The 12,742-nt window shown below is 42.6% G+C and carries 9 protein-coding genes; 6 read left to right on the top strand and 3 right to left on the bottom strand.

The features are described 5' to 3' along the window. Positions 1-399 precede the first annotated feature (399 nt). The 4 genes from LPH68_RS02470 to LPH68_RS02455 all read left to right on the top strand — a co-directional run bounded on the left by LPH68_RS02470 (position 400) and on the right by LPH68_RS02455 (position 7,347). Positions 400-1,809 carry a Gfo/Idh/MocA family protein gene (locus LPH68_RS02470; RefSeq protein ID WP_087318806.1) on the top strand — a complete coding sequence of 470 codons (1,410 nt, stop codon included), beginning with the start codon at positions 400-402 and terminating at the stop codon, positions 1,807-1,809. A gap of 114 nt (positions 1,810-1,923) precedes the next feature. After that, entirely contained in the window at positions 1,924-2,814 is an 891-nt protein-coding gene (locus LPH68_RS02465; protein WP_015532437.1) for a YitT family protein, read from the top strand. A gap of 72 nt (positions 2,815-2,886) precedes the next feature. Then, the gene (locus tag LPH68_RS02460) at positions 2,887-6,228 is read left to right on the top strand and encodes a glycoside hydrolase family 2 TIM barrel-domain containing protein (protein ID WP_177159846.1); all 3,342 of its coding nucleotides are present in this window, start codon (positions 2,887-2,889) and stop codon (positions 6,226-6,228) included. Positions 6,229-6,258: 30 nt separating this feature from the next. Then, positions 6,259-7,347: a phosphotransferase enzyme family protein gene (locus LPH68_RS02455; RefSeq protein ID WP_151923868.1), complete on the top strand. Its 1,089-nt coding sequence runs from the start codon at positions 6,259-6,261 to the stop codon at positions 7,345-7,347. A gap of 31 nt (positions 7,348-7,378) precedes the next feature. On the opposite strand, the gene LPH68_RS02450 is transcribed toward LPH68_RS02455, so the two are convergent. The 3 genes from LPH68_RS02450 to truA are packed head-to-tail and all read right to left on the bottom strand — an operon-like array spanning position 7,379 to position 9,745. Further along, the gene (locus tag LPH68_RS02450) at positions 7,379-8,029 is read right to left on the bottom strand and encodes a DUF3256 family protein (RefSeq protein WP_074911514.1); all 651 of its coding nucleotides are present in this window, start codon (positions 8,027-8,029) and stop codon (positions 7,379-7,381) included. Positions 8,030-8,074: 45 nt separating this feature from the next. Further along, a complete protein-coding gene (locus tag LPH68_RS02445) occupies positions 8,075-8,977 on the bottom strand; it encodes a DMT family transporter (RefSeq protein ID WP_120143703.1) in 903 nt (300 codons plus the stop codon). 18 nt (positions 8,978-8,995) lie between these two features. Further along, a complete protein-coding gene (gene truA / locus LPH68_RS02440; RefSeq protein ID WP_120143704.1) occupies positions 8,996-9,745 on the bottom strand; it encodes a tRNA pseudouridine(38-40) synthase TruA in 750 nt (249 codons plus the stop codon). Positions 9,746-9,873: 128 nt separating this feature from the next. On the opposite strand from truA, the gene LPH68_RS02435 reads away from it, so the two are divergent. Both LPH68_RS02435 and LPH68_RS02430 read left to right on the top strand, forming a co-directional pair. Further along, on the top strand, positions 9,874-10,371 hold the full coding sequence (locus LPH68_RS02435; protein ID WP_008020827.1) for a hypothetical protein: 498 nt from the start codon (positions 9,874-9,876) through the stop codon (positions 10,369-10,371). Between the two features lie 20 nt (positions 10,372-10,391). Beyond that, a complete protein-coding gene (locus tag LPH68_RS02430) occupies positions 10,392-12,038 on the top strand; it encodes a flotillin family protein (RefSeq protein WP_087323849.1) in 1,647 nt (548 codons plus the stop codon). Positions 12,039-12,742 lie beyond the last annotated feature (704 nt).

Raw genomic sequence — 12,742 nt, 5'->3', positions numbered from 1 at the left:
ATTGTCGTTTTTACGTAGGGCGTTGCCCTACGCTATATAATTAAGCCCTTTCAGGGCACTCCGCAAAATTATCATTTAGTTCATTTCAGTACAGAAATGAACTATAATGGATTACCGGCTTATGTAGTTAATCAAAACAAAAGTAGTAAACGTTAAGCAATTCTAAAAAGACCACTTCTTTTTAGGAAAGACCTTCTAATGGCCTGTCTTTTATATGTATTTGTCGATACACAAGACTATACAAAATCAGGTAGAAAAAGTTTGAATCATTTTCTACCTCATAATAGAAGTTTATGATGAAAATATCAGTTATAAATATAAATAGTTGGCTAATTAATTACTATTTTTGACACGTAAATGAAAAACAGCGAATAACCCCTATTAAAAACTTAAAATATGATGAAGAAACTACTCACAGCCACTGCTATCGGCTTGGCTTTGTTAACTTGGCACACCAGTTGTACTCAACAACCAAAGGCTCCGGAAGCCTTTACTCCTATCAAAGTAGAAACTCCTGCCCGCCCTGCCGGACAAGAAGATGTAATCCAACTCGTTACTCCTAAAATTGATACCGTACGTGTCGGTTTCATCGGCTTAGGAATGCGTGGTCCCGGCGCCGTAGCACGCTGGACTCATATTCCGGGAACTAAGATTGTAGCGTTATGCGACCTGCTTCCCGAACGTGTTGAAAAATCACAAGAAATTTTGAAGAATGCCGGACTCCCTGCAGCTGCTTCTTACAGCGGAGAGGAAGATGCATGGAAAAAACTTTGCGAACGGGATGATATTGATCTTGTATACATAGCTACAGACTGGAAGCATCATGCTGCAATGGGTGTCTATGCCATGGAACATGGCAAGCATGTAGCCATCGAAGTTCCTGCCGCTATGACATTGGATGAAATCTGGCAGTTAATCAACACTTCTGAAAAGACCCGCAAGCATTGTATGCAGCTCGAAAACTGTGTATATGACTTCTTTGAACTGACTTCTTTAAATATGGCACAACAGGGCGTATTCGGAGAAGTGCTTCATGTAGAAGGTTCATATATCCACAACCTGGAAGATTTCTGGCCTGAATACTGGAACAACTGGCGAATGGATTATAATCACCTGCATCGCGGTGACGTATATGCGACTCACGGTATGGGTCCCGCTTGTCAGGTACTTAACATCCACCGTGGCGACCGTATGAAAACATTGGTATCTATGGATACGAAAGCTGTCAACGGACCGGCTTACATTAAGAAACAAACAGGAGAAGAAGTGACCGACTTCCAGAATGGTGACCAGACTTCGACCTTGATTCGCACAGAAAATGGCAAAACGATGCTGATCCAGCACAATGTAATGACCCCCCGCCCATACAGCCGTATGTACCAGATAGTAGGAGCCGATGGTTATGCAAGCAAATATCCGATTGAAGAATATTGCCTGCGACCTACACAAGTTGATTCTAAAGATGTGCCTAATCATGAAAATCTGAATGCACATGGCTCTGTATCCGAAAATGTAAAGAAAGCCTTGATGGACAAATATAAAGATCCGATTCACATAGAGTTGGAAGAAACTGCCAAGAAAGTAGGCGGCCACGGTGGTATGGACTTTATCATGGACTACCGTCTGGCATATTGCCTGCAAAATGGATTACCATTAGATATGGACGTTTATGACCTGGCAGAGTGGTGTTGCATGGCCGAACTTACCAGACTTTCCATCGAAAACAATTCTGCTCCGGTAGAAGTCCCCGATTTCACTCGCGGCGGATGGAATAAAGTACAAGGCTATCGTCACGCTTTTGCAAAATAAAACTGAATATATCCTTTTAGCACGAACATAATGAACCAATCCGGCTTCTCCCCCAAAGCCGGATTATTCATGGGTTCGTGTTTGAACATTTTATAGATTATCATAATCACTTTTATGAAAACAGCTATTCCAAAACCTTCTAAGCAAAGCATTATCCGTGAAGCCAGAGATTATGTAATGATTGCCATCGGCATGATTTTGTATGGCATCGGTTGGACCGTTTTTCTACTTCCGAACGATATCACTACCGGGGGAGTACCAGGTATTGCTTCTATTGTATATTGGGCTACGGGTTTTCCCGTACAGTATACGTACTTCAGCATCAACTTCTTTTTATTGCTACTAGCCCTCAAATTGCTGGGGATGAAGTTTTGCATTAAAACTATTTTTGGAGTATTTACCCTCACCTTCTTTCTGTCCGTCATTCAAAAGCTGACAGCAGGTTTCGGACTCCTTCACGACCAGCCCTTTATGGCATGTGTCATTGGAGCATCCTTCTGTGGAGGTGGTATAGGGGTTGCTTTTTCGGCAAACGGAAGCACAGGAGGCACGGATATTATCGCAGCCATCATCAACAAATACCGGGACATCACATTAGGAAGAGTCGTACTCATCTGCGATATGATTATTATTTCTTCCAGTTATTTTGTCTTAAAAGACTGGGAAAAAGTGGTATATGGGTTTGTTACTCTTTATATTTGTAGCTTCGTTCTCGACCAGGTAGTGAATAGTGCCCGTCAATCCGTACAGTTCTTTATCATATCCAATAAATATGAAGAAATAGGACGGCATATCAACGAATATCCACACCGGGGAGTTACGATTATCAATGCAACCGGCTTTTATACAGGACGAGAAGTAAAGATGCTGTTCGTATTAGCCAAGAAGAGGGAATCACCTATCATCTTCCGGTTGATTAAAGATATAGACCCGAATGCATTTGTGTCACAAAGTGCTGTCATCGGAGTTTATGGAGAAGGATTCGATCATATTAAAGTAAAATAAAAAAGAAATGAAAAACCAATATTGAGAAACATGAAATTTCGACCAACCCCCAATTTATTAACAGGCATTTTCATGGGAATATTTTCCCTGACAACATTTAATGTAATGGCTGAAAAAGCCGTGAAACCCTATTGGCAGGATGTGCAGGTAGTTGAAGTCAACAAAGAGTATCCACGCACTTCTTTTATGACATACAACAATCGCGCTGATGCCTTGAGTGGCAAGTTCGAACGAAGCAAGTATTACCGCTTGCTGAACGGAACCTGGAAATTCTACTTTGTAGACTCTTACAAAAAGCTTCCCGACAACATTACTGACCCGAATACAAATACAGATTCGTGGAATGATATTCAGGTACCCGGCAACTGGGAAGTACAAGGACACGGAATAGCCATCTACACCAATCATGGTTATGAATTCAAGCCGCGCAATCCGCAACCTCCGGCTCTTCCCGAAGCGAATCCGGTGGGAGTTTACCGCCGGGATATTGATATTCCGGCAGATTGGGACGGACGGGATATCTACCTGCATCTGGCAGGAGCCAAGTCCGGCGTATATGTATATATCAACGGGCAAGAAGTTGGATATAGCGAAGACTCCAAAAATCCGGCAGAGTTTCTTATTAACAACTATGTGAAGCCCGGCAAGAACGTGCTTACCGTTAAAATCTTCCGCTGGAGCACTGGTTCCTATCTGGAATGTCAGGATTTCTGGCGCATGAGCGGTATTGAACGCGATGTTTATCTGTATTCACAACCTAAAGCAGCCCTCAAAGATTTCCGGGTGAAGTCTACCCTGGATGACAGCTACAAGAATGGAATCTTCAGCTTGAATGTCGATTTGAGAAATCACGAGAAGGCAGCAACTAATCTCACATTAGTTTATGAGCTATTGGATGCACAGGGAAAAGTAATCTCTACTGAAGAGAAGACCGCCTATATCCCATCGGACGAAGTACGTACACTTTCTTTCGATCAGAAGCTGGCAGATGTCAATACATGGACATCCGAACATCCGAATCTGTACAAACTGCTGATGACCGTCAAAGAGAATGGCAAAATAAATGAGATTATTCCTTTTAATGTAGGATTCCGCCGTATTGAAATCAAACCTATCGAACAAAAAGCTGCTAACGGAAAACCATACGTTTGCCTGTTCATCAATGGTCAGCCACTAAAACTGAAAGGGGTAAATATCCACGAACACAACCCGTCAACAGGTCATTATGTAACAGAAGAGTTAATGCGTCGTGACTTCGAGCTTATGAAGCAACATAACCTGAACAGCGTACGCCTTTGCCACTATCCGCAAGACCGCCGTTTCTACGAACTTTGCGATGAATACGGTCTTTATGTGTACGATGAAGCCAATGTCGAAAGCCACGGAATGTATTACGATCTTCGAAAGGGCGGTTCATTGGGTAACAACCCCGAATGGCTGAAACCACACATGGACCGTACCATCAATATGTTCGAACGCAACAAGAACTATCCGAGCGTCACCTTCTGGTCGTTGGGAAATGAAGCCGGAAACGGATATAATTTCTATCAGACTTACTTGTGGCTGAAAGAGGCTGACAAAGAGCTGATGAATCGCCCTGTCAACTATGAGCGTGCTCAATGGGAATGGAACTCCGATATGTATGTTCCGCAATATCCAGGTGCCGACTGGCTGGAAAATACAGGAAAGAACGGCAGCGACCGTCCTGTAGCTCCTTCCGAATATGCGCACGCAATGGGAAACTCCACCGGAAACCTGTGGGGACAATGGCAGGCGATTTACAAATATCCGAACCTACAGGGTGGATATATCTGGGACTGGGTAGACCAAGGTCTTCTCCAGAAAGATGAGAATGGAAGAGAATACTGGGCTTACGGAGGTGACTTCGGTGTAGACGCGCCGAGCGATGGCAACTTCCTCTGCAACGGTCTTGTCAATCCGGATCGTGGTCCGCATCCGGCAATGGCTGAAGTGAAATATGTACATCAGAATGTAGGCTTTGAGGCAGTAGATGCCGCTGCCGGTATATTCAAAATCACCAACCGTTTCTATTTCACCAATCTGAAAAAGTATCAGATTCACTATAACGTACTCGCTAACGGAAAGACTATAAAAGGTGGAAAAGTATCTTTGGATATTGCTCCGCAGGCATCCAAAGAATTCACCGTACCGGTAAACGGCTTGAAAGCCCAACCGGGAGTGGAATATTTTGTAAACTTCAGCGTGACAACCACAGAACCTGAACCGTTGATTCCAACAGGATATGAAATAGCATACGACCAGTTCCAGCTTCCTATCCAGGCAGAGAAAGCTATTTATAAAGCAAACGGTCCGGCACTGAAAACAACGACTCAAGGAGATGAGCTAATCGTTTCTTCTTCCAAAGTGAATTTTGTATTCAACAAGAATAGCGGATTAGTTACCTCGTATAAAGTGGACGGCACAGAATATTTCAAAGACGGATTTGGTATTCAGCCTAACTTCTGGCGTGCTCCTAATGATAATGATTATGGTAATGGCGCTCCTAAACGTTTACAGGTATGGAAGCAATCAAGCAAAAACTTCCACGTAACGGATGCAACCATGACAACAGAGAATAAGGTAGTTTCCTTAAATGTGACCTACTTATTGGCTGCCGGCAACTTGTATGTTGTCACGTACAAAATCTATCCGAACGGAGTAGTCAATGTAAATGCCAAATTCACGTCAACAGATATGCAGGCAACAGAAACTGAAGTTTCCGAAGCTACCCGCATGGCTACGTTTACTCCCGGAAGTGACGCTGCCCGCAAGGCCGCTTCCAAACTGGAAGTTCCCCGTATCGGTGTTCGTTTCCGCTTGCCGGCACAGATGAACAATGTACAATACTTTGGCCGTGGTCCGGAAGAGAACTATATCGACCGTAATCATGGAACCCTCGTTGGCGTATATAAGACAACAGCAGATAAAATGTACTTCAACTATGTACGTCCACAGGAAAACGGACATCACACCGATACCCGTTGGATCGCTTTATCTCCCGCCAAAGGAAACGGCTTGGTTTTGGTAGCCGACAGTACGATCGGTTTCAATGCCTTGCGCAATTCTATCGAAGACTTTGACTCTGAAGAGGCACTGCCCCACCCTTACCAATGGAATAACTTTAGCCCGGAAGAAGTAGCCAATCATGATGAGAATGCCGCCCGTAATGTATTGCGGAGAATGCATCATGTTAATGACATCGTTCCGAGAGATTTCGTAGAGGTTTGTGTGGACATGAAGCAACAAGGTGTAGGCGGATATGACAGTTGGGGTGCACGCCCGGAACCTTTCCACCAAATCCCGGCTAATCGTGATTACCATTGGGGCTTCACATTAGTACCTGTTCGCTCGGCTAATCAGGCCAACGAAGCGGCTAAATACGATTATCGATAACCTTAGTATAAATTTTTAAAGAAAAAACCCATGAAAGATTTATCTAGCATTGTAGCTAAATTTAAAGTCCAAGGTACGATAGAAGAAATCAAACCTTTGGGTACAGGACTTATTAACGACACTTACAAAGTAAACACCAAAGAAGCAGATGCTCCCAACTACGTTTTGCAACGCATCAATCATGCCATTTTTCAGAATGTAGAGATGCTTCAATCCAATATTACCGCTGTCACCAATCATATTCGCAAGAAACTAACAGAGGCAGGAGAATCGGATATAGAGCGCAAGGTTTTGAGTTTCCTCGAAACAGAAGAGGGGAAAGCATATTGGTTCGACGGTGATAGCTATTGGCGTGTGATGGTATTCATCCCACGCGCCAAAACGTATGAGACGGTGAATCCCGAATATTCAAATTATGCTGGAGAAGCTTTTGGTAACTTCCAGGCTATGTTGGCCGATATTCCGGAAACATTGGGTGAAACCATACCTGATTTCCACAACATGGAGTTCCGCCTCAAACAACTTCGTGAAGCTGTTGCGAAAGATGCTGCCGGACGGGTATCGGAAGTGAAATACTATCTGGACGAAATAGAGAAGCGTGCAGATGAAATGTGTAAAGCAGAACGTTTATATCGTGAAGGAAAACTCCCCAAACGTGTTTGCCACTGCGATACGAAAGTGAATAACATGATGTTCGACGAGGATGGCAAAGTGCTTTGTGTCATCGACCTGGATACGGTAATGCCCAGCTTTGTCTTCTCCGATTATGGCGATTTCCTTCGTACAGGCGCCAACACGGGTGATGAGGACGATAAAGACCTTGATCGTGTAAACTTCAATATGGAAATATTCAAAGCGTTTACCAAAGGCTATCTGAAAGGAGCCAAATCATTCCTGACTCCAATTGAGATAGAGAATCTCCCTTATGCAGCCGCTTTATTCCCATACATGCAGTGTGTACGGTTCTTGGCAGACTATATCAATGGAGATACTTATTATAAAATCAAATATCCGGAGCATAATTTGGTTCGTACTAAAGCACAATTCAAATTGCTTCAAAGCGTGGAAGCCAACACACCGGAAATGATCGCATTTATCAACGAATGCTTAAAGAGTTGAGAATAGAGGAAAAAAGAGAATGGAGAATTATCTATTTGGTAAAGGCTCCATTCTTCCAATGATAAACAATCGGACGGCGGAGAAACGGTTTCAGTTTCTCTGCCGTTTCTGTTGACATATAATCAGGAGTAGCCAATGTAACAGTCAATTCTGTATTTTCTTTATTAAAATCGGCTTTCATCAATAATATATCTGCCGAACGGCGTGCCTCGTCAAACTCATAAACACCTGCTGAATCCGGCGTATTCAAAAAGTCGCCCATCACAGGCAGGGTAATAAAGAGAGATGCTGTAAGCGGTTTCCAGTCATCTGTATAGAAACGGATGCTGCTGTCGCAGGCAGGTGCACAAGCTGTAGAGACTGTACAGATCACGTTCGTCGAGTCATTCAAAGCCAACACTTTCATCTGCCAGGTAGATTGAGAAGACATCTGCATACGAATATAATCTTTACTTAGATCAGTCATCTCCGACTTCTTGCCGAAACGATTCTCTACTTGCGCTTTCATCTTACTTTCCAGAAAGTCAATACAATCTTCCCGGTTTACTTTGGTTAGTAACGGGCTTAGAGAATCCGGCATATTCACAAACAGCGTTTTGGCTTCTTGTGCCCAAAGAGCGGTCGAAGCAAAGAGTCCGACAGCAGAAAAGAATATAGTGATTACAAATTTATTTATTTTCATATCTATCTTATTTAACCTGTGACAAACAGATTTTGTGTAACTGTTTTAATTTTTAGACCCCAAATATAAGAATATCATTCCGATTAACACCAGTATAAGGTCAATCGCTTTGCTTTTTAAATTCTTTTCACGGAAGAGAAGCGCACCGAAAGTGAAAGAGACTACTACACTTCCCCGACGGACCATCGAAACGATGGAAATCATGGAATCGTCATAGCTCAATGCGTAAAAGTAAACGAAATCGGCAGCCGAAAGGAAGATAGAAATCAGGATAATCGTCCAGTCCCAGCGAAACGGGGTGGTAGACTTTCTTTTAGGCCACCAAAGCAATAATAGAATAGGACACATAATAAACACCTGATAAACATTATACCAGGATTGTACCAGCATCGGATTCAGAGACTTCATCAGATACTTGTCATACAATCCGCTGATAGCACCTGTAATGGCAGCCAACACAATAAAGAATATCCATTTGTTATGTTTAAAATCAATTCCTTCTTTCTTCCCCGAACGACTTAACATAAAGAAAGAAACAATGGCCAGCATTACCCCGATCCATTGATAGAGATTCAACCGTTCGCCAAATACCAGCATCGCTCCCACGAGCACCATCACCGGACGAGTGGCGTTGATAGGTCCTACTATGGTTAAAGGCAGATGTTTCATTCCGAAATATCCGAATATCCACGAAGACAACACGATGAACGACTTGATGATGATATATTTATGCTGTTCCCAGCCAACAACGGGAACATCAAATATCGTTCCTCCCAACAGGTCCGGTTTATATACGGATATCAGGATAAACGGCAGAAAGATGAGACTGGAAAAAAATGTATTTAGAAACAAAACGGGAAGTACCGCATTATCTTTCAACGATTTCTTCTTGAATACATCATAAAAGCCCAGCAAAGTAGCCGAGAGAAATGCTAATAATAACCACATGAGAATATTTATTATTTATTATTCAAATATACTTTCGGGATATTCCACATTTACCAGAAACAGGGCTTGCCCCGGAGCAGATGTTCCGGCTTTGCAACGGTCTTGTTGTTCGATAACCCGCCGGAAGCCTTCGATAGTAAGTTTCCCCCGTCCCACTTCAATCAGCGTACCTACGATAGCTCGCACCATATTTCGCAGGAAACGGTCGGCACGGATGGTAAACACCCACGTAGCATCATCTTCCTGGGTCCATTCGGCATGAGTGATATGGCAGATATTGGTCTTTACATCCGTATGAAGTTTGCTGAAGCTCGTAAAGTCAGTGTACTCGAAAAGGGTACGTGCAGCTTCATTCATGAGTGCATAATCCAATTGATTATAAACTCGCCAACGATATTGCCGGTTAAAAGGATATTTCGATGTCGTTACATAATACTTGTAAGTTCGCGCAGTCGCATCAAAACGGGCATGCGCATCCGGCCGGACCCGGCAAACACGATAAATGGAAATATCGGGAGGTAACAAACGGTTTAATTTATCGGCAACTGATATTTCATCCAACGGCTCATCGAAGTCAAAATGAGCAACCATCAGGGAAGCATGTACCCCGGCATCTGTCCGACCTGCCCCTATTACTTCAATTTCGCGACGCAGAAAGGTAGACAATGCTTTCATCAGACATTCCTGCACACTAATCCCATTCGGTTGAATTTGCCAACCATGATAGTTGGTCCCGTCGTAAGCCAAATAAATAAAATACCTTTGCACGCTAATTCCTCATTTTAGGGTTTTCGCGCGCAAAATTAATCATTTTATCTCATTTATCTTTGTATAATTCACATAAACCTGTATATTTACAGAACAAAATAATCATGATTTACTAATACCCCACAATTATGAGTAGTACCATTTTCCTCATCATCGCCCTCGTCACGACAGGCATCTTTCTTATTCAATTCGTATTATCCATCTTTTTCGGAGATATAGATGCAGATGTAGACGTGGATGCTGATATCAGTAGCGTAGTTTCTTTTAAAGGACTTACCCATTTCGGAATTGGATTCGGATGGTACATGTATCTGGCGGGAAACACGGAAATTCAAAGTTACATAATCGGTATTCTAGTGGGTCTTTTCTTTGTTTTTGCCGTCTGGTTCCTCTATAAGAAAGCTTATCAACTGCAACAAGTGAACCACAACGAGCAAACCGATCAGCTTGTGGGACGGGAATGTGTGATCTATTTCAAACAAAGCGACAGCAAATATACTGTACAGACCACCCGGGACGGAGCCATGCGCGAAGTAGACGTCATCTCCGAATCCGGAAAAGCATATCAGACTGGCGACAGAACAATGATTACCAGCTACAAAGACGGAACGCTATTCATTCAATAATTATTCAAATACACAATTTTATGACACAAGAAATGTTAATCATGGCTGCTATATTAGTGGCAGTCATCCTACTCACTTTTATTGGTATCCTTTCGCGTTACCGCAAATGTAAGAGTGATGAAGTCCTCGTTGTATATGGTAAAACGGGAGGAGATAAGAAGTCGGCAAAGCTATATCATGGTGGTGCGGCTTTTGTATGGCCGATTATTCAGGGATATGAATTCCTGTCCATGAAACCAATGCAGATCGAATGTAAACTGACCGGTGCATTATCCGCTCAAAACATTCGTGTAGACGTGCCGACTACAATCACTGTAGCTATCAGCACCGATCCTGAAGTGATGCAAAACGCTGCTGAACGTATGCTGGGATTAACAATGGATGACAAGCAGAACTTAATTACTGATGTTGTATATGGTCAGATGCGTATGGTGATCGCCGATATGACTATCGAAGAATTAAATTCAGACCGAGATAAGTTCCTGGCTAAAGTGAAAGATAACATCGATACCGAACTTCGCAAATTCGGTTTGTATCTGATGAACATTAACATCAGTGACATTCGCGACGCTGCCAACTACATTGTCAACTTAGGTAAGGAAGCTGAAAGTAAAGCACTGAACGAAGCACAGGCTAACATCGAAGAACAGGAAAAGCTGGGTGCTATCAAAATTGCCAATCAGATAAAGGAACGTGAAACGAAAGTAGCAGAAACCCGCAAAGATCAGGATATTGCTATTGCAGAAACAAAGAAACAACAGGAAATCTCTGTTGCAAATGCGGATAAGGACAGAATCTCGCAAGTAGCCATCGCCAACGCGGAAAAAGAATCGCAAGTAGCAAAGGCTGAAGCTGAAAAGAATATCCGAATCGAGCAGGCAAATACCGAAAAGGAAAGCCGCGTTGCCGAACTGAATTCCGACATGGAAATCAAACAGGCGGAAGCTGCAAAGAAAGCTGCCATCGGACGAAATGACGCACAGAAAGAGGTAGCACTTTCCAATGCAGAACTAGCTGTAACACAAGCCAATGCCGACAAGCAAGCCGGTGAAGCTGCCGCGAAATCGGAAGCTGCCGTACAGACTGCACGCGAAATTGCGCAAAAGGAAGTGGAAGAAGCTAAGGCACGGAAAGTGGAATCTTCATTGAAGGCTGAAAAGATTGTTCCTGCGGAAATCGCCAGACAGGAAGCTATTCTTCAGGCAAATGCCATCGCTGAAAAGATTACCCGCGAAGCGGAAGCACGCGCAAAGGCTACTTTAGCACAAGCCGAAGCGGAAGCAAAAGCTATCCAAATGAAACTGGAAGCAGAAGCGGAAGGTAAGAAACGGTCATTACTTGCGGAAGCGGAAGGTTTCGAAGCAATGGTAAGAGCGGCCGAATCGAATCCGGCTATCGCTATCCAATATAAGATGGTAGACCAGTGGAAGGAAATCGCCGGCGAACAGGTGAAGGCATTCGAACACATGAACTTAGGAAATATCACCGTATTCGACGGAGGAAATGGTGGAACTAGTAATTTCCTGAATACATTAGTAAAGACAGTAGCTCCGAGCCTTGGCGTATTAGACAAACTTCCTATCGGTGAAACAGTGAAAGGTATTATCAATCCGGAAAGCAAAACGGAGGAAAAGCCTGCAACCAAAGCTGATGGAGAAAAAAGATAAGAAATAGTTGTAATCCGACATAATATACGCTGATGAGAAAAGAATGATCGCTTGTTCTCATCAGCGTTTGTTTTTTTATATAATTCAAATAAATCTTTGAATATTCCAGATTTATTACGTTCTTTGTGTTACATAAAATATGTAACGTAAAACATGTAATAAGTCATGAAGCCATATCGCTCATTCTTTGTATACAGTTACAATAATCCTGGAATGTCACCTATTTCGGTCAGCTCCGCTTAGGCACTAGAAATGATTTGGTTCTTCTTCAAATTCCGTGCTAGTAAAGCTCATTGAAAGGTTGATGGATAAAGGGATATCGGCATATTAGAAATAGCAAATAAATTATCCAAGCTATATGCATCTTAAAGTACCCCGGAATAGCCATGAATAAGGTTATTGAACATAAATAAGTAGCACGGAATTTGATTAAGAACCAATGATTTTTCGTAATCATTTCTCATATTCTCATACTTTACAAGATAATCACCTATAATTCAAAATATTAACACTATGAGAAATACTTTCCAAAAAAGGTGTTTCTCATAGTATTTTGCCTGAAATGCCATAAAAAGCAGGCATTTCTCATACCTTCATCATGCATTTCTCATACCGGGACTGCTATATAATACCTATCTAATCAATGTCAACCCAACCCGAAGATAAGGGAAAAAGGTAGTCAACTATTATCAGGGGATTACAGA

The organism is Bacteroides sp. 1_1_30, from assembly GCF_020982715.1.
GTDB classification, from domain to species: Bacteria; Bacteroidota; Bacteroidia; order Bacteroidales; family Bacteroidaceae; genus Bacteroides; species Bacteroides xylanisolvens.
The sequence above is the reverse complement of the archived record's forward strand: the minus strand, read 5'-3'. Positions and strand labels throughout refer to the sequence as shown.

Excerpts from the sequence above, each read along its gene's own strand:
- LPH68_RS02470 (WP_087318806.1), top strand. The coding sequence starts at position 400 with ATGAAGAAACTACTCACAGCCACTGCTATCGGCTTGGCTTTGTTAACT.
- LPH68_RS02430 (WP_087323849.1), top strand. The coding sequence starts at position 10,392 with ATGACACAAGAAATGTTAATCATGGCTGCTATATTAGTGGCAGTCATC.
- LPH68_RS02450 (WP_074911514.1), bottom strand. The coding sequence starts at position 8,029 with ATGAAAATAAATAAATTTGTAATCACTATATTCTTTTCTGCTGTCGGA.
- LPH68_RS02460 (WP_177159846.1), top strand. The coding sequence starts at position 2,887 with ATGGGAATATTTTCCCTGACAACATTTAATGTAATGGCTGAAAAAGCC.
- LPH68_RS02455 (WP_151923868.1), top strand. The coding sequence starts at position 6,259 with ATGAAAGATTTATCTAGCATTGTAGCTAAATTTAAAGTCCAAGGTACG.
- LPH68_RS02435 (WP_008020827.1), top strand. The coding sequence starts at position 9,874 with ATGAGTAGTACCATTTTCCTCATCATCGCCCTCGTCACGACAGGCATC.
- LPH68_RS02445 (WP_120143703.1), bottom strand. The coding sequence starts at position 8,977 with ATGTGGTTATTATTAGCATTTCTCTCGGCTACTTTGCTGGGCTTTTAT.
- LPH68_RS02465 (WP_015532437.1), top strand. The coding sequence starts at position 1,924 with ATGAAAACAGCTATTCCAAAACCTTCTAAGCAAAGCATTATCCGTGAA.